Source organism: Kitasatospora sp. NPDC034035, assembly GCF_055575755.1.
Genome location: NZ_JBVISA010000039.1, coordinates 19,039 through 35,521, shown reverse-complemented (window position 1 = coordinate 35,521; position 16,483 = coordinate 19,039). Strand labels below are relative to the sequence as shown.

Genomic DNA, 16,483 nt, shown 5'->3' with positions numbered 1-16,483 from the left:
ACTGCCCGTCGGCCCTGGTGGGCGCCCTCCCGCGGATGACGCCCTGTCATCCGCGGTGGCGCGATCCGTCACCCGCGGTGACGTCCTCCGGCCGGTACAGGAAGCGGCCCTGTCGGCTGCGGGACGTGGGACGTCGACCGGGGTCGGGTGTGGGTGGGTGGGTGGGTGGGTGGGTGGGTGGCTTGCCACCGCTAGAGTGCCAACCGATGCCTGTTCACCGCCCACCCCGCCCGAACACCGGTGTGACGTCACATGTGTGGCCGTCCGGCGGGCGCCACCTCTGGCCGTCCGGCGGAACAAGCGCGGAGCAGTCGCACACCCGGGGACACCTGGTCTACGCGGCCGGCGGCGTCCTGGCAGTTCACACCGAGCGCGGCACGTCCGTCGTTCCCGCCAACCGGGTCGCCTGGACCCCGGCCGGGTCCACGCACTCTCACCGCGCCCACGGCGACACCGATATGCGGATCGTCTTCCTCGCACCGTCCCTCGCCCGGCTCCTACCGGACCATCCCGCCGTGTTCCTGGCCTCCGCCCTCGCCCGCGAGGTCCTGCTCGCCCTGACCGGTCCCCGCGACACCGACGACGCCACGCCTGGCTACAGCCGCCCTGCGCGCGCTCGCCTCCTTCGAGTCCTCGTCGACGAACTCGGCGAAGCACACGAACAGCCACTGCACCTGCCGGAGCCACAGGACGACCGACTGCAAGCCGTCGCCCGGATGCTGTACGAGACACCGGCCGACAACGCCACGCTGGCCGAACTCGGGAAGGCGATCGGAGCCGGCAGCCGCACCCTCAGCCGACTGTTCCGCAACGAACTCGGCATGACCTTCTACGAGTGGCGCACACAACTGCGCCTCTACCACGCGCTCGTACTCCTCGCCGACGGCCACGACACCACCCAGACCGCCCACGCCTGCGGATGGGCCAACCCCAGCAGCTTCATCGCAGCGTTCACCGACCTCATCGGAACGACCCCGGGCCGCTACCGAACGGGTCGCCAGACCACCGCCCACGCAGCTCGCCTCCGTGCGGCGGTCAAGTCCTCAGGGTAGGTCCGGACCCCGCCGGGCGGCCCTCGCTTGGTGACAGGTCGGAGAGTCCGGATCAGGAGCTCGACGAAGCCGTCAGCTCGGCGCCGTCATCTCGGCGCGGTCATCTCGGCGCTATCGACCCGCCAGAGGAGCGCTGCCGTGAGCAGGTCCTTGTACGGCTTGAACTGGAACTGCAGCGGCGGAGCCATGTCGCCGAATGACGCGCCGAACGCGTGCGGCGACTGTGCCAGTCCCGGCAGAATCCGGGCCGCTGCATCGTCGCCGGCCAGTTCGGGCGCCGGGGCTGCGCAGCCCCGGACGCCCACGTGCGGGTTGCCGAGCCAGGGACGCGTGTCGCCGCCGAGTCGTCGACGAAGGCCTTCGGATCACCGCCGAGGAGCGCTTCCAGATGCCGCGGCGTGTCAGAGGCGGGCCCCAGGGCGTGCAACAGGTTGATTCGGCGCCGTACGACGTCCGGTGGGGCGCCGTGCCCTTCGAGGAGGAGCGAGTCGGGCACGGCGCTTCGTCAGGCAGGAACGTTGTTGATGACGGCCTCGGTCAGCGGCGAGAGCTGCTTCGACAGTTTGTCGAAGTCTGCGGTCCGACCATCGGACCACTGGGCCATACCGATGAGCATGCCGTGCCCGTAGGACGCGAAGCCCTGCACGAGGCCGCTGTCGGCCGGCAACCGGCTCAGGCCCGAGTCCGTGGGCGGGATGTGGACGGCGACCTCGTAGGCCTCGGGGTGGGAGCCCAGAAGGGTCACCAGGTGCACGCTGTCGCCCGGGTCCTTCATGGTGAACAGCGCCAGGTTGTACTGGTTGCCCTCGGCATCCTTGTACAGCGCCAGGTCGACGCCGAGACAGCCGTGGCCCTGTGTGATCAACCCGGCGAGGGTCGGCGCCACGGTGTCCGGGCCGGTGCAGCTCGGGTGCGCCACGTCCGCCACCAGCGTGTACCCCTGCACCTGCGCCGGAAAGACGGACAGCGGGATCGCCGAGGTCGGACCGTCGGACGCCGCCGACGGGGCGCCGATCGACGGCGTCGCTGCGTGCGGCGAGGGAGCGGACGACGACGGCACAGCCGCGGCGGTCGGCGCAGGCGGGGCTGCGGCGGCCGGCGCCGGGTCCGGATCCGACGGTCGGAGTAGAGACGCCGCCGCGCCTGCGGCTACCAGCAGCGCAGCGGCCACGGGAAGCAGCAGCCGACGCCGCGCGTTTCGTCGCACGGGCTGACGCGCCCGTTCGGCGGCACTCGGCTCCCGCACCGCGTTGTTCTTCTCAAACTCCTTGACGAACTCTTCCCACAGTTCGTCACCGGATTCACGCATGCTCACAGCTTCCACACCTTAATGATCATCACCACCGGTGGGAAGACTTGCCCCATGCCGTTGCCGGTGGAGGTGCTGCCGAACCGGATGACCCTCGACGTGCCGCCAGCCAGCACAGGGGCCGACTCGGGGGCGAAGGCCGTAACGGTGACTCGGCGGGGTCGGCTTTTCTGACGGGTCGACCGCTCCCTGCCGTCCAGCAGCTCGACGGAGACCTCGCGCGGCGACGGTGTTTCGGACATGATCAACCCCCGGGATCGCGCCGCTAGAATCGGACCAGCGACTCCACTTGGAACGACACGGACTGCCCACTCCGGTGGTCCACGGGTACATCCGCGATCGCCGCGGAGAGGAGGGAGACGAGCGGAATGAGCAGCGGTTCGGAACGGCCCCTGCGCGCGGACGCCGCCCGCAACCGGGCCAGGCTCCTCGACGCCGCCACCGAGGTGTTCACCACCCGCGGCATCGGCGTGCCCACCGAGGAGATCGCCCGCGCCGCCGGCGTCGGCGTCGGCACCCTCTTCCGCCACTTCCCCACCAAGGAAGCACTGCTGGAAGCCGTCATGGTCCGCCGGCTGCAGACGATCACCGACCGCGCCGCCCGGCTCGCCGCCGAGGCCGAACCCGCCGAGGCCTTCTTCGCCTGCTTCCGCCTGGTCGTCGAACAGTCCGCCGGCAAACAGGAGTTCACCCGCGCCCTCACCGAAGCCGGCATCGACGTGCACGCCTCCCTGCGGGAGTCCAGCGAGCTGATGCGGGCGCAGCTCGCCGGGATCCTCGCCGCGGCGCAGCGGGTGGGGGCCGTGCGCCCCGAGGTGGGCCTGCCGGAGCTGATCGCGCTGCTCGTCGGCGTCGGTACGGCGGCGGAGCAGCTCGCGGCCGATCCGGCGGCCCGCGAACGGATCTTCGACGTGGTCTTCGCCGGGCTGCGGCCACGCTGACCCGGCCCGACGCCGACCCGCCCGCCCCTGCCCAACGCCGACCCGCCCGCCCGCCCGATGCCGACGAGAGAGACGAGCCCCACCGTGTCGAACGCGCCCGTGATCCGCAGCGACGTTCCCGGGTCCTTCGCCTGGGGCGTCTTCCACGAACGCCATCCGAAGCTCGTCCGGCAGGTCCTCGACGCCCTGCCGTACGGCCCCGCCGAGCGGGCGGCGGTCGAGCGGCTGCTCGTGGAGAGCACCACCGGCGTCCTGGAGCCGCCGCACCCGGATGCTCCGGACGCGGCCCAGTGGCTGGCGTGGGGTGAGGGCCTGTGGGGCAGGCCGTGGGGCGAGGCGCCGTTCCTGTGGGCGGAGAGCTACTTCTACCGCCGACTCCTCGACGCCACCGGCTACTTCCGTCCCGGTGCGTGGCAAGGCGTCGACCCGTTCGCGCCGTTCAAGGCCGCCGAGTTGGGCGGGGCGGCGGTGGACGAGGAGTTGGCGGCGCTGGACGGGCTCGACGCTCTGCCGCAGGCCCGGCGGGCAGACGCACTGCTGTCGTCCGCGCTGTGGGGCAACCGCGCGGACCTCAGCTTCCGGATCACCGCGGAGCCCGGCGGGCCGGCCGCGTCCGACCTGGTCGCCGACGACAGCGCGCTGCTGTGGGCCGTACTGGAGCGGGCCGGGGGCGGCGGGCGGGTCTGCGTCGTCGCGGACAACGCGGGCCGGGAGCTGCTGCCGGACCTCGTACTGATCGACCACCTGCTGGCCTGCGGCTCGGCGGCGCAGGTCGCCCTGTACGTCAAACCCCAGCCGTACTACGTGTCGGACGCGACGATGACCGACGTCCTCGCCGCAGTCGAACGCCTGCGCAGCGCGCCGTCGCCGGCCGCCGGGGCAGTCGGCGAGCGGCTGTGGCAGGCGATGGGCAGCGGCACGCTCGTGGTCCGTACCCACCCGTTCTTCTGTGCGCCGCTGCCGTTCCACGACATGCCCGCCGGCCTCCGGGCCGAGTTCGCGGGCGCGGCACTGACCGTCGTCAAGGGCGACCTCAACTACCGCCGCCTGGTCGGCGACCGGCTCTGGCCGCCGACCACCCCGTTCACCGAGGCGACGGGGCACTTCCCGTCAGCCGTCGCGGCCCTGCGGACGCTGAAGTCGGACGTCATCGTCGGCGTCGACGCCGCCACCGTCGACCGGCTCGACAGCAGCGGCGCGCCGTGGCGCACCAACGGCCGGCACGCGGTCGTCCAGGTCGACGCACGGCGGTAGCCCGCGATCGGCCCGTCCCCGGCTGCCGCGCGGTCCGGTCCCGTGCCGCGTGCAGGGCGTCGGTGAGCACGGGTGCGGCCAGGGCGGCGGCGAGGGCTTCGTGCCAGGTGTCGCCGAGGTCGTGGTGGCCGGTCACAGCCGCCGGCCGGCCTACGGGGCCGGGCTGATGTTGCCGTTGTCGTCCATCTCGAAGCGGCCCTCGGTCTTGCCGTCGACCTTGGTCTGGTCGAGCCAGTGTTTGGACAGGTTGTGCAGGTTCTTGTGCTGGACCTCCCAGGGCATCGAGTGACTGGCGCACTGCACCGTGACCAGGATCTTGTGCGGTCCCGTGATGGCGTCGTAGAGCGCGGGGACGTGGAAGTCGAGCGCCGGGTTGGGGTTGGACGGTGTCGTGTTGGCTGTCCTGTCGAACTCGCCGTGCACGATCAGCACGGGCACGCTTCCGCCGAGGACGCCTCCCTGCCCCGCGGTCGTGTTGTTCCAGCCCCACGTCACGAAGTTCCGGTACCGGCTGGCGCCCGCGGGCTTCCCGGTCGACGGGTCGACCGGTCCCCAGGTGCGGCCGATCGGATCGATGTCCATCAGGGCGCTCCACACGACGTCGACCATGTCGGACTCACGCTGGTCCGTGCAGTGCACCTCGTTGGTCCAGGCCTGTTCGAAGCCCTTCCTGGTGAGCACGTGGGTGGGGAAGCCCGGCGCCGGCAGGGTCGGCGGGTTCGGCGGACCGAGCGGCGGGAAGATCGGGGCGAGGAGGAACAGGCTCTCCACCTTCCCCGGGTTCTTGATCGCGTACGGCCCCATCGCGAACGCGGCCGCCGACCAGCCGATGAAGGCGACCTTCGAGACGCCGCGGGTGCTGCGGATGTAGTCGACGACGGTGGCGACCTCGTCCTGGTCGCTCTGGGAGTTGGTCAGGACGAAGGGGTAGCTCGCGGTGCGCGAGCCCATCAGCGGGGGCGTGACAGCGGACTGCTGACCGGGGTTGACGTTGCACGGGTCCTCCATCCGGGGACGCGGCGACCCGCCCGACCCCTGGAGGTCCATCATGAAGACGTCGTACCCGGCCTGGGCGAGGGCCTTGGCCCACCCGTACGAGGTGTGCTGGAGGTCGTAGCCCGCCAGCACCGGAATGCTCCTGCCGTGCAGCATGAGGACGGCCTTGCGGTTCGCGGGGGGACCGGACGGCGTGCCGTCATGCTCCCGCACGAAGAGTTCGACCTTCTGGCCCGCCGTTGCGGGGACGGTCGAGGTGTGAGGGACTGCGTGGTCGGTCGTGGTGATGGCCATGGGAGAACCCTTCTGCCGGCTGCGTCGAGGCGGTGGCCTCGGCAACCCCACAGTCGGCGAGGCACGTGCTCGGCGCCACAGCAGAGCCGCCGTCCGACGGCCGGGCTGGCCTGGCCGTACGGGTGGTCCGGGCTGGCCTGGCCGTACGGGTGGTCCGGGCCCGAGCCCGCCTCGACGACCGCCGCTGTCACACGTGCGCCGACGACGAGGAGCGCCTCCTCGAGGGTGCAGGTGCCGGTGCCGGTGCGCGGTGCCGGTGCAGGTGCGCCGTCAGGACAGCATGTTGATCCGGTACTGCATGATCCGGTAGTTCATCGGGTCGTACCACTGGCTGACGACGATGTGGAAGTTGCCGAACGTCGAGCCGGGGATGACGAAGCCGCCGTACGGGCTGGCGACGAGATTGCCGACTTCCTGCCCCGGGGTGCCGGGAAGGATCATGGCCTGTTCCAGGGTCCTGGTCAGGTCCGAGGTCGGGAGGGGGAAGACCATCGCCCTGATCGACAGCGGGTCCATGTTCAGCCACGTGAGGACGTACTTGCCGTCCATGGCGCGGAAGCACATCTCGCCCCACTTGCGGGTGCCGAAGACGGTCGTCGGGGCGGGCGCGTTCCACCGCCAGCCGCCGTCCGCGTAGCCCCACGGCTCGTAGGCGTCCGGGTTGCCGAGGCTGTCCTTGCGGACCCGGTGCAGCAGCATTCCCGATTCCACGTCGCGGTTGAAGACCGTCGACAGGACGTAGCAGTAGCCGTCGTCGGCCACGGCGTACGTCTTCTGCTGGAACTGGCCGCCGTGCAGGTCGCCCGCCCACTGGCACAGGTACTCCCAGGTCGCACCGTTGTCGGTGGAGCGCCAGAAGTCGGTGTGGTGGGTGTCGTAGATGACGCCCCGCATGAGGTGCATGTACATCACGCCGTCGACGACGAACACGTCGGACGGGATCGCCGTCGTGAACCTGTCGCCGACCGGGTTGTGCGGCTCGTCGACGAGGCTGTTGGCGTGGCCGCCGCCGACGCTGCCGTCGATGCGCAGGTTGTTCAGGTCCGCGCTGCCGGAGCGCAGACCGACCGGGGCGCGCCAGTCGGCGGCGCCCACCTGGTCCCCGTCGAAGGTGTCGCCTCAGACGAACAGCATGGTGCCGTCCGGGCACAGGACGGGGATGCCGAGGTCGGTCCACGGCGAGGCGAACGGCCCGGTCTCGACCGGGCCGCTGAGGTTCCTCACCTTGGTCGCGATCGTCGGACCGGTCGGGTCGTACGGGCCGTTGGCGATCGCCGCGGGAGCACCCGAACCGATGGCCCCCGCCCCCACGGCGACGCCGATGCCGATCTTGAGGAGCTTGCGGCGGGAGGGCCCGCCGGTCGTCGCGTCGTTCCCGCCCGATGGGTCTGTCATGCTGTCGATGGCCTTTCCGAGTCGACGGATTCCTGCGGCTCCGAACGGATTCCTGCCGGCTTCCAGTGGATTGCTGCGGCTTCGAGTGGATCGCGCACCCTCGGTGGCCACGGGTCGCCACCGAGGCTACGGCGAGCCGCCGCCGTTCCGACGATCCGTGGACAAACCTTCACTCAAATGAGGTATTCCACACGGCAGTTCACCATCCGGCCCGCGCACCCCAGGCACAGTCCGCTGGTGTCGGCGCGGCCGCCACGGAGCCGCACCCGATACCGCACCCGAGCCTGTGCCCGTGCCCGAGCCGGTGCCCGCGGATCACGGCCGACCTGCAACCGATTACGATCCCCCAGCGATCCTGTCTGACGAAACACGGCCGCGGGAACGCCCAGGGGCCGGACGAACTACGGGGGAAAGACATGGCTGATCCCGATGCGGGCTTGGAGTTCAAGGTCAACCCGGCCGAGCTGGACGGCTGCGGGCAGAGCGCACAGCACATCGGTGGCCTCATACCGGGCGAGACCTCGAAGGTCACCGAGCCGTGCAACCAGGCCGCCGGCGGCCTGAAGGGCTGGCAGACGGCCACCGCCATCCAGAACTGCGGGACGAACTGGAAGACGCTGCTGGACAAGCTCGGCGGTGACATGGGGGACGTCGGCACCAAGCTCGCCGCGTCGGCCACGTACTACCGCCAGGTCGAGAAGGACATCCACGAGAGCATGCGGAACCCGAACGCGCCGGTCCCGGCCGAGCCCGACCCGTTCGGCACGACCTTCGTCCCGGGCCCCGTGAAGCCCTCCAGCGCGAAGGCAGCCGAGTAACCCATGGACATCAAGACCCTCTACGACGCCGACTTCATCAACCTCATCACCGCGAAGACCGCCTTCGACACCCTGACCACCGCCTTCGGCCAGCACCACGAGTCGTGGCAGCAGGAAGTCATCAACCGGCTGAACAACTCGCAGTGGACCGGGACCGCGTCCGACCACGCCAAGGCCCGGATCCAGCTCCTGGACAACGAACTCCAGGCCGCCAAGCAGGAACTCACCCTCGTCGGCACCGCCCTACACGAAGCCTCCGAGGGCTTCGCGGCCGCCCAGGCACACCTGATCAGCGCCCTCGACGACGCGAAGGCCAAGAAGATGACCGTCGCCCCCGACGGCGGCATCACCTGGGACAACGACCCCAAATCGGCCAACTTCGCCGGCACCGACGCCGAGGCGCAGGCCCAGCTGATCAGCAAGCGGATCACCGCCGCGCTCACCGAGGCCGACCACGCCGACCAGACCATCAGCGCCCGCCTTGGCCACCTCGCCACCAACGCGAGCAACGGCACCGGCCTCGACTCCGCCACCGCGAAGGCCGACACCGACGCGGCGAACGCGCTCCAGCAGGTTCCCGCCGCCGGCACCGACCCCAACAGCGTCAAGGGATGGTGGAACAGCCTCACCGACGCCGAGCAGCAGCGGATGATCCTCAACCACCCCGACCAGGTCGGCGGCCTCGACGGCGTCCCCGCCGCCGCCCGCGACCAGGCCAACCGGATCAACCTGCAGCGCGGCAAGCAGGACCTGCAGCGCCAGCTCGACGGCCTCGGCCCCGAGCCCAAGCAGTTCCTCGGCTACGTCAAGGGCGAGCCGATCCCCAACCCCAAGTACGACGAGTGGAAGCGCCAGCACGACGACCTCGAAGACAAGATGAAGGGCGTCAAGGCCATCGAGGACCGGCTCAACAAGCCGGTCGACGCCAGCCACCCGCCCACGTACCTGCTCGGCTTCGACACCAACGGCAAGGGCCACGCCATCGTCGCCGTCAACAACCCGGACACCGCGGACAACGTCTCGACGTACGTCCCCGGCACCGGCGCGCGGCTCGGCGGCGTCGGCGGCGACATCGACCGGTCGGACCTCATGGTCGCCTCCGCGAACGCGGCCAACAAGAAGGCCGGCGATCCCGCCACCACGTCCTCGATCACCTGGATCGGCTACGACGCGCCGCAGTCGATCATCCCCGAGGCGGCGGACGACACGTACGCCAAGAACGCCGAGGACAAGCTGCACAGCTTCGAGACCGGCCTGCGCGCCACGCACGAGGGCAAGCCCTCCAACAACACCATCCTCGGCCACAGCTACGGCACCACGACCGTCGGCTACACCCTGCGCGACAAGGGCCTGCCCGTCGACAACGTCGTCCTCATCGCCAGCCCGGGTGCCGGCGTCGAACACGCCAAGGAACTCGGCGTCGACCCGTCCCACGTCTTCGCGGCACAGGGCGACGACGACATCATCAAGTACGCGGCGCCCGAGGACCTCGGCGGGGCGTGGAGCAACGTCGAGAACAACATCGGCGCCTGGACCGGCTTCAACGACAACCCCGACCACCACGTGGCCTTCGGGCGCGACCCGAGCGTCGACCAGTTCGGCGCCCACATCCTCCCCACCAGCCCGGGAACGGGCCACTCCGACTACTGGAACAACGGCTCCGCCTCCCTGCGCGCGATGGGCGAGGCCATCGCCGGAAAGCCGATCTCATGAGCGAAACCCGCAACACCCGCAACACCCGCAACACCCGCCACGCCCGGCGGTCCGCCGCCGCGGCCGCGCTGGCGGCGGCGACGCTGCTGCTCGCCGCCTGCGGCGCGAACACCGTGCCGGAGCGGTCGAAGCCCACCGTCACACTCGACCAGGCGAAGAAGCAGGTCGACGGCTACCTCGCGGACATCCTGGCCAAGCTGCCGGTCAAACCGACCGCCGGCTCGGGCGACTTCAGCGACCTGGAGTGCGACCACGACGACGTCGGCCCGCACGGCAGGAAGCAGACCGCCCGGGGGTACGACTTCGGGGACGTACCGTCCGCGCCCAAGGCCGAGACCGCCGCCGCCTTCCGCGCCTTCCTGACCGACCGGGGCTTCCAGCCGACCTCGGACGCCACCGGCCCCGACTGGATCAAGCTGAAGAACCCCAAGGACGACTTCCTCGCCGTCCTGGACGGCGTTTCCGACGCGAGCCACAACCTCTCCCTGCGCGTCAGCTCCCCCTGCGTCTGGCCGAACGGCACCCCGCCGGCCTGACCGCCACGCACGCTCCCGTGTGGTCCGCGTCCCCGGCCCCGGCCCCGGCCCCGGCCTCGGCCGAAACGCGGACCACACGGGGAGCCCGCACAGCCGCTCCTGACACCTCGGCGGTGACGGCCGACGGGCTCCGCGACCGACGAGTCAGGGGGCCGCGGCGGCGAAGGCGGCCGTGATGTCGGCGAGGTTGCGGCCCTGGCGGAGCAGGATGTGCAGGAGCAGGCGGGCCTTGTAGGCGTCGAGGTGGCCGGCTCGGATCAGTCCGCGGGCCAGCAGGTCCTTCTCCGAGCCGGGGAAGCCGTATGTGCCCTGCAGGACGGGCCCGTTGCCGATGCGGCTGGCGAGGACGACCGGGATCCGCGACGCGGCCTGCTCGAGGATGCCCACGAAGTTCTCGGGGACGTGACCGACTCCGAACGCGGCGACGACGAGCCCGTCGCACGCCTTCGCCATCGCGGCGAGGAGGGTGCCGTCGTCGCCGAGCGTCGCGGTGTACAGGCCGACGCGGGCCGCGGCGCCGGTCGACGGGCCCGCGAAGGTCGTACGGCGGGCGAGCGGGCCGTGGAGGTGGACGTGCCCTTCGTAGAGCCGCCCGAGCGGGCCGGTGGCCGGGGAGGTGAAGGCGGCGGGGCTGGTGCTGTGGGACTTGCGGACCTGGCGGGCGGCGTGGATCTCGTCACCGAGGACGACCACCGCGCCGGCACCCGTCAACTCCGGCGCAGCGGCGGCGATGACGGCCGCGTGGATGTTCGCCGGGCCGTCCGCCCCGGGCAGGGTGGGGTTGCGCATCGCCCCGGTGACGACGATCGGCTGGTCGCCGGGATGAAGCAGGTCGAGGAGGAAGGCGGTCTCCTCGATGGTGTCGGTGCCCTGGGTGACCACCGCGCCGTCGCAGCCGGTCCGGAAGGCGTCGGCGAGGGCGTCCGAGAGCGCGCTCAGGTCGTCGAAGCCGAGGGAGGCGCTGGGCACGTTCCGGATGTCGTGGACGCGCAGTTCGACGTCGAGGTCCCGCAGGGCGGGGACGGCGGCGAGGAGGTCATGGGCGGACAGGGCCGGCACGACACCGCCGGTGGCCGGATCGATGGTCATGGCGATGGTGCCGCCCAGGGAGAAGATCGCAACCGTCCGTGTGCCCACTGTCGTTGTCTCCTTGTCCGGGGCTCGGGGTCCGGGGTCCGGGAGCCGAGTGTCAGCCTGTCAGCGGTGCGGCCTGGCGGGGACGATGAAGCCGACGCAGGCTACGGCTATCACGTCTTTGGTGCGCATCGTCGCTATCCCTCTGTGCTCGCGAGGTCCAGCGACACCTTGTCGTCGCTGATCCGCGTGGCGCCTTTGAACTCCAGCTGGGTGCTGATTTTACGTTCGCGGTCCCAGGTGGATCGGGTTGCTCCAGGCCCGTCGCCCGGCCACGTCCTCGACAGTGACCCGGCAGTACCCGCCCGCGAACATCGCTACAGGCAGCGAGCAGTCCGTGAGGTCCGTGCCTTCGAGAACTTGCTTGCCAGGCTTGCTCCCGGTGATCAGCACCTTGCGTACCGGCGAAGATGCCACGGCGATCTGGTCGTTGCTCAGCTGGATGTCGTACAACTCGGGCCCGGTGCTCGAGTAGTAGTGGCCTGCCTTGAGTGCCGTGAGGAGTGCCTCCGGGCAGAGCGACTCCGAGCGGACCTGGACCCAGGCTGCACAGGCCGGTGGATCCTCGGGTTGGAAGTGCGAGTCGTCCGCAGCGTAGGCGCTCAGTCTATGACCGCGGCTGAGCAGCACATCGGTCAGGTGCCAGCTGTCGCCCCGGTCCTCGTAGGCGGACAGCGCGTTGTAGACCTCGACTGCGTGTGCCGCGTCCAGGCTCTCGGCGTCGGAGAGAGTGAGGAGCGATGCGGCAGGGTGTGCCATCCCGATGAACGCGCCGGCGGTTCGTGCACGGCGCGCCAGCTGCGTGCCGCTCTCTCCGGGCCCCGGAGAAGGGAAGCCGAGCGGCAACCCCACCGCGAGAATATGCCACTCCGAGGAGAACTCAGTGCTCGGGCCGTGCAACTCAGCGCCGAGCAGCGTGGTGAACTCGGGGGTTCGTAGCGGTCGGGTGTCTGTCAGCGGAAACCCGTACTTGGCGCGGAAGTGGTCGGTGATCGCCAGAAAGTCGTAGCCGGCTTCGCGGTAGTGGGCCACCGTCTTCTCGGGTGACAGGGCGCCATCGGACTTGTCGGAATGCGCATGCAGATTTCCGCGCCAGAAGCGGCCCGGCTGATTGAAGGGCGATTCGGTCACGCTGCCCCCTCGTCGGCGTGGTCGGGGCGTCCACCCCCGCCGACCTGTCGACTGCGACCTGCGACTGCGACTGCGACTGCGACTGCGTGGGCGAACGTAGCACCACCGTAGTCTGGGCCGGACGGCCAGGGTGGTGCTGGACACCCACTTCCCGATGTCCCTGCACGCCGACCTCTGCGGGCCCGTCGGTCTCGACCTGGAGCGGGCCGAGGCCAGCCCGGTGACCGGAGCCGACGCCGCCGACGCCGCCGGCCGGCCGTCAATCGGCCTCGGGCCCGAACCGGCGCTTGTACGCCGACGGGGTGATGCCCGTCTCGCGGCGCATCAGCGCGCGCAGGTTGGCGGCGGTGCCGAGGCCGCTGCGCCGGGCGACGATCTCGAAGCGGTTCTCGCCCCGTTCGATCAGCCGGCATGCCAGGGTGAGCCGTTCCCCGGTGAGCCAGGTCAACGGGGTCGTTCCCAGCTGTGCCCGGAAGCGGCGGTGCAGGGTCGCCGGGCTGACGGCCGCGCGACCCGCCAGGTCCGACACCGTGAGGGGCGCGTCCAGCCTTTCCTGCGCCCAGGCCAGGACGGGTGCGAGGGATTCGTCCGGCAGGTCGGGCATCGGCCGCTCCACGAACTGCCGCTGTCCGCCGTCCCGGTGGGCCGCGAAGACCAGCCGCCGGCTCACGGAGTTGGCGACTTCCGCGCCGTGGTCGCGGCGGACCACGTGCAGCCCGAGGTCGAGTGCGGCCGCGCTCCCCGCGGCGGTGAGGATGTCGCCGTCGTCCACGAACAGCACGTCGGTTTCGAGGTGGACGGAAGGGAATCGGGCCCGGAAGGAGTCCGCCCACTGCCAGTGCGCGGTGGCCCGGCGCCCGTCGAGGACTCCGGCCTCGGCCAGGGTGAAGGCCCCGCTGCAGAAGCCGAGCAGGCGGGCGCCGCGTGCGTGCGCCCGTCGGACGGCCTCCAGCACCGCGTGGCGGCGGGGCACTTCGGGGTCGGGACGGTTGGGGACGATCAGGGTGTCCGCGCTATCGGCCGCTTCCAGTCCCGCGACTCCCGTGAGGGTGAAGAACCCGTCGCGCATCAGGGTGCGGGGCTCGGGGGAACACAGCCTGAAGTCGTACAGGTCGCGCCCGATCTCCGGTCGGCGCAGGCCGAAGACCTCGGTCGCGCACCCGAGTTCGAAGGGGTTGGAGTTCTCGTCCACGATCACGACCACCCGGTGGACGCCCGTCGTGTGAGCGCGACGCGAGGGTTCGCGATGCGAGGATTCTTTCGCCATGTGCAATTCCTAGCACTCACGGCGCTCGGGCGGAGTGGCCCAGGATGGGCCCATGAGCAACCAGCCCATCCCCCTGCACACGGCCCTGGCCTCCTTCGACGCTCTGTGGAGCCCTCGCATCGTCACGCGCGTCAACGACTACGACGTCCGGATCGCCAAGGTCGAAGGCGAGCACGTCTGGCACGCCCACGACGCCACCGACGAGTTCTTCCTGGTCCTCGACGGAGAACTGCACATCGCCTTGCGTGAGCCCGACGGCGAGCGCACGGTCGTGCTGCCGCAGGGGGCGGTCTTCACCGTCCCCCGAGGTACGGAGCACAAGCCGTCCGCCCCGTCCGGCGCCGCGATCCTCATGTTCGAGCCGACCGGCACACCGACCGTGGGCGACCGCCACGACGAGATCCCCGCCCACGTGGACGCGACGACCGGACACACCCTCGACACCTGAACTCCCGGGCGGTACCGATTGCGGGCCGCCCCCATGGGGAACTGCCAGCGCAGGCGCCGGATCACCCGCTCTCAGGATTCGCCGGACCCCGGACGGCTCGAAGGACTACCCTGCGAACGCGCCACGCTACGTGCCGTAGCCGCACCAGAAGGAGTCCCATGCCCTCGACCTGTGACCCCCGATACGCCTCCGTCGGCGACGTGAGCGCCGCGCTCATGGTGATCGACTCCCGGCTCAAGGCCGTCCACGACGGCAAGGCCGGGACGGATGCCGAACAGGAGCGGATGATCGACCAGTTCGCCGCGTCCTTCGGCCCCGATGGGCTCAACGAGCTCCTCGACGGCACGTGCACCCTCATCTACCTGTTCATGAACTGGCTGCGGGGGAGCCTCGAGAACCACGACGAGGACATCGTCGAGTACACGGTGCCCACCCTGGTGGCCACGATGCGCATGATGCCCAGGACCTTCCGCCCCGAGGTCATCCCCACCATGGCCGGGCTGCTCCTCGCCGCGGGCACCGGCCTGAGCCCCAACCTGTGGCGCGCCCAGTACGGCCCGTGGACCGCTGCCGAGATGAACCCCCTCGAAGCCGTGACCGTCCTGCTCGCGGAGCACATCAACCGGATCTCCGGCAAGGACGACCACACCTTCGCCACCCAGCTGATCGCCGACGCCCTGTCCAAGCTGGACCAGGCCTGACGCGCAGCGCCTCGCGACCGGTGCGCCGCAGCGCGGTCAGCCGTGGCCGAGGCGGCGCTCGAGCTCGTCGAGGTCGTAGAAGTGGCTGCCCCGGCTGACGGGCCTGCAAGAGGGTTTGAAGGCGGTCTCCTGCTCGTTGTAGAGCATCCGGACGAGGTGGGTGGCCCGCCCGCCGTCGGAGGGCGCGTTCGCGTACAGGTCCCACTGGATGTTCGCGGCCATCGGTGCGACCCGGGCGCCGCGCCACGGGTTGTCCCGGTAGGAGTACGGCTCCCCGGGCCCGGCGGGACAGGTGCTGCCGGGCAGGCCCAGGAGGACGGCGAGGGGCTCGATCTCCTCGGCGTGGGTGAAGCGCAGGGCGGCGCCCTTGTCGCTGGAGCCGTCCGCCTTCGCCCCGGCCTGGGCGAGGAGGTCGTCGAGGAGGACGCCGGCCATCGTGTAGGTGATCGCGCGGCCGCGGAAGGCCGGGCCCTTCCGGTAGAACTCCTCGGCGTCGTCCAGATAGGCGAACCACCGGGCGTCGCGCGGGGCGAGGAACCGGGCGAGGTCGACGTCCGGCGCCTCGACGCTCAGGTCGGGCGCCGTGGCGTAGAGCTGGTACAGCGAGCGGGCGAAGGAGACCTGCGCGGCGGCCGGCAGCGCGGCCGTGAAGTCGGCGCGGAACAGGCACGCGACGACGTGGTGGGCCGCTTCGGCGGTACGCGGGTCGTCGTCGATCCGCGCGAGGACCGCGGCCAGGTCCGGGTCGCCCGCCAAGTAGGCCTGGTAGTCGGCGTTCTGCGGCTGCCGGTGGAAGTACAGCAGGTCCTTGGCGGTGACCGGGGCCCCGATCAGGCCCGCCAGCGCCGGAGCACCGGAGGCCAGACCGCCGGCGAAGGCCTGGGCACTGGCCACGGCGCGTGCCACGCCCGACGTCTCGACGACGATGGGCTCGCGCTCGGCGGCGATCCTCTCGAACAGTGCCGGCAGGCGCTGCTCCATGCGCTGCGCGGTCCGGCGGTGCTCCTGCGCCCCGCACGCGGAGAGGTTGCCGTAGCCGAGGGCCGTGGCGGCATCGAGGAGTGAGCGCACCTGCGGGCCCAGTTCCGCGCCGAGACCGGAGAGGGCGCCCCGTTGCCCCGCCCTCCGCAGCAGGGCGAGCACCGCCTCGCCGTCCGTGCCGTCCGTCATGGCCCGGGAGCCGTGCCGGGCGACGTTCTCGGTGAACACCGGGCGGAAGCCCCTGGGCGGCTCCTGGTACCGGCCCGCCTTCTCCTGCGGCACGTACGGGGCCTTCGTGCCGTACAGGTCGCGGCCGGCGTACGGAGCACCGGTCCGGTCGAAGCCGCCGGCTCCCTCGGAACGAGTGGTGCGCACATCGCCATCCTCCACCCCGCCGGGCGCCCCGGCGCGCCCGGCCCCGTCGGACGGCATCCCGCGCCTGCGGGCGGGCGTCACGCCGTGGTTGGCGTTGCCGGCCTGTTCCCGGATCAGGTGGACGCGGTGCACGCCGCA

At 71.1% G+C, this 16,483-nt stretch carries 16 protein-coding genes and 1 pseudogene; 8 read left to right on the top strand and 9 right to left on the bottom strand.

Annotated features, from left to right (window positions below; translation table 11 throughout):
* Positions 1-242: 242 nt before the first annotated feature.
* On the top strand, positions 243-1,052 hold the full coding sequence (locus ACZ52J_RS36495; RefSeq protein ID WP_465624995.1) for an AraC family transcriptional regulator: 810 nt from the start codon (positions 243-245) through the stop codon (positions 1,050-1,052).
* 86 nt (positions 1,053-1,138) lie between these two features.
* Here the strand turns inward: ACZ52J_RS36495 and ACZ52J_RS36490 are convergent, their stop codons facing one another.
* The 3 genes from ACZ52J_RS36490 to ACZ52J_RS36480 all read right to left on the bottom strand — a co-directional run bounded on the left by ACZ52J_RS36490 (position 1,139) and on the right by ACZ52J_RS36480 (position 2,603).
* A complete protein-coding gene (locus ACZ52J_RS36490; RefSeq protein WP_465624993.1) occupies positions 1,139-1,357 on the bottom strand; it encodes a hypothetical protein in 219 nt (72 codons plus the stop codon).
* Between the two features lie 200 nt (positions 1,358-1,557).
* Positions 1,558-2,367, bottom strand: a complete 810-nt coding sequence (locus ACZ52J_RS36485) for a hypothetical protein (RefSeq protein ID WP_465624991.1) — start codon at positions 2,365-2,367, stop codon at positions 1,558-1,560.
* Complete coding sequence (locus ACZ52J_RS36480) at positions 2,364-2,603, bottom strand: hypothetical protein (protein WP_465624989.1); 240 nt, start codon at positions 2,601-2,603, stop codon at positions 2,364-2,366. The genes ACZ52J_RS36485 and ACZ52J_RS36480 overlap by 4 nt, the downstream gene beginning before the upstream one ends.
* A gap of 126 nt (positions 2,604-2,729) precedes the next feature.
* Between ACZ52J_RS36480 and ACZ52J_RS36475 the strand changes: the two genes are divergently transcribed.
* Positions 2,730-3,302, top strand: a complete 573-nt coding sequence (locus ACZ52J_RS36475; RefSeq protein WP_465624987.1) for a TetR/AcrR family transcriptional regulator — start codon at positions 2,730-2,732, stop codon at positions 3,300-3,302.
* An 84-nt stretch (positions 3,303-3,386) separates the two neighbouring features.
* Positions 3,387-4,556, top strand: a complete 1,170-nt coding sequence (locus tag ACZ52J_RS36470) for a damage-control phosphatase ARMT1 family protein (RefSeq protein WP_465624985.1) — start codon at positions 3,387-3,389, stop codon at positions 4,554-4,556.
* A gap of 150 nt (positions 4,557-4,706) precedes the next feature.
* Here the strand turns inward: ACZ52J_RS36470 and ACZ52J_RS36465 are convergent, their stop codons facing one another.
* Together ACZ52J_RS36465 and ACZ52J_RS36460 are read right to left on the bottom strand one after the other, a co-directional pair.
* Complete coding sequence (locus ACZ52J_RS36465; RefSeq protein ID WP_465624983.1) at positions 4,707-5,846, bottom strand: alpha/beta fold hydrolase; 1,140 nt, start codon at positions 5,844-5,846, stop codon at positions 4,707-4,709.
* Between the two features lie 270 nt (positions 5,847-6,116).
* Positions 6,117-7,241: pseudogene (locus ACZ52J_RS36460) on the bottom strand (DUF4185 domain-containing protein).
* 416 nt (positions 7,242-7,657) lie between these two features.
* On the opposite strand from ACZ52J_RS36460, the gene ACZ52J_RS36455 reads away from it, so the two are divergent.
* The 3 genes from ACZ52J_RS36455 to ACZ52J_RS36445 are packed head-to-tail and all read left to right on the top strand — an operon-like array spanning position 7,658 to position 10,308.
* Entirely contained in the window at positions 7,658-8,059 is a 402-nt protein-coding gene (locus ACZ52J_RS36455; RefSeq protein ID WP_465624981.1) for a WXG100 family type VII secretion target, read from the top strand.
* 3 nt (positions 8,060-8,062) lie between these two features.
* A complete protein-coding gene (locus tag ACZ52J_RS36450; RefSeq protein WP_465624979.1) occupies positions 8,063-9,772 on the top strand; it encodes an alpha/beta hydrolase in 1,710 nt (569 codons plus the stop codon).
* Positions 9,769-10,308: a hypothetical protein gene (locus ACZ52J_RS36445; protein WP_465624977.1), complete on the top strand. Its 540-nt coding sequence runs from the start codon at positions 9,769-9,771 to the stop codon at positions 10,306-10,308. Before ACZ52J_RS36450 ends, ACZ52J_RS36445 begins: the two co-directional genes overlap by 4 nt.
* Positions 10,309-10,452: 144 nt before the next feature.
* Here ACZ52J_RS36445 and ACZ52J_RS36440 read toward each other — a convergent pair whose 3' ends face one another.
* The 3 genes from ACZ52J_RS36440 to ACZ52J_RS36430 all read right to left on the bottom strand — a co-directional run bounded on the left by ACZ52J_RS36440 (position 10,453) and on the right by ACZ52J_RS36430 (position 13,840).
* Complete coding sequence (locus ACZ52J_RS36440; protein ID WP_465624975.1) at positions 10,453-11,445, bottom strand: asparaginase; 993 nt, start codon at positions 11,443-11,445, stop codon at positions 10,453-10,455.
* Between the two features lie 219 nt (positions 11,446-11,664).
* Positions 11,665-12,573 (bottom strand): CehA/McbA family metallohydrolase, encoded by a 909-nt coding sequence (locus tag ACZ52J_RS36435; protein WP_465624973.1) that lies wholly within the window; start codon positions 12,571-12,573, stop codon positions 11,665-11,667.
* Between the two features lie 259 nt (positions 12,574-12,832).
* On the bottom strand, positions 12,833-13,840 hold the full coding sequence (locus tag ACZ52J_RS36430; RefSeq protein WP_465624971.1) for a GlxA family transcriptional regulator: 1,008 nt from the start codon (positions 13,838-13,840) through the stop codon (positions 12,833-12,835).
* A gap of 52 nt (positions 13,841-13,892) precedes the next feature.
* Between ACZ52J_RS36430 and ACZ52J_RS36425 the strand changes: the two genes are divergently transcribed.
* The gene (locus ACZ52J_RS36425) at positions 13,893-14,288 is read left to right on the top strand and encodes a cupin domain-containing protein (RefSeq protein ID WP_465624969.1); all 396 of its coding nucleotides are present in this window, start codon (positions 13,893-13,895) and stop codon (positions 14,286-14,288) included.
* 158 nt (positions 14,289-14,446) lie between these two features.
* Positions 14,447-14,989, top strand: a complete 543-nt coding sequence (locus tag ACZ52J_RS36420) for a hypothetical protein (RefSeq protein ID WP_465624967.1) — start codon at positions 14,447-14,449, stop codon at positions 14,987-14,989.
* A gap of 36 nt (positions 14,990-15,025) precedes the next feature.
* Here ACZ52J_RS36420 and ACZ52J_RS36415 read toward each other — a convergent pair whose 3' ends face one another.
* Positions 15,026-16,477, bottom strand: a complete 1,452-nt coding sequence (locus tag ACZ52J_RS36415) for a histidine-type phosphatase (protein WP_465624965.1) — start codon at positions 16,475-16,477, stop codon at positions 15,026-15,028.
* Between the last annotated feature and the right edge of the window lie 6 nt (positions 16,478-16,483).

Coding starts and splice junctions, on each gene's coding strand:
- ACZ52J_RS36425 (WP_465624969.1), top strand. CDS start 13,893: ATGAGCAACCAGCCCATCCCCCTGCACACGGCCCTGGCCTCCTTCGAC.
- ACZ52J_RS36420 (WP_465624967.1), top strand. CDS start 14,447: ATGCCCTCGACCTGTGACCCCCGATACGCCTCCGTCGGCGACGTGAGC.
- ACZ52J_RS36475 (WP_465624987.1), top strand. CDS start 2,730: ATGAGCAGCGGTTCGGAACGGCCCCTGCGCGCGGACGCCGCCCGCAAC.
- ACZ52J_RS36480 (WP_465624989.1), bottom strand. CDS start 2,603: ATGTCCGAAACACCGTCGCCGCGCGAGGTCTCCGTCGAGCTGCTGGAC.
- ACZ52J_RS36445 (WP_465624977.1), top strand. CDS start 9,769: ATGAGCGAAACCCGCAACACCCGCAACACCCGCAACACCCGCCACGCC.
- ACZ52J_RS36450 (WP_465624979.1), top strand. CDS start 8,063: ATGGACATCAAGACCCTCTACGACGCCGACTTCATCAACCTCATCACC.
- ACZ52J_RS36455 (WP_465624981.1), top strand. CDS start 7,658: ATGGCTGATCCCGATGCGGGCTTGGAGTTCAAGGTCAACCCGGCCGAG.
- ACZ52J_RS36465 (WP_465624983.1), bottom strand. CDS start 5,846: ATGGCCATCACCACGACCGACCACGCAGTCCCTCACACCTCGACCGTC.
- ACZ52J_RS36430 (WP_465624971.1), bottom strand. CDS start 13,840: ATGGCGAAAGAATCCTCGCATCGCGAACCCTCGCGTCGCGCTCACACG.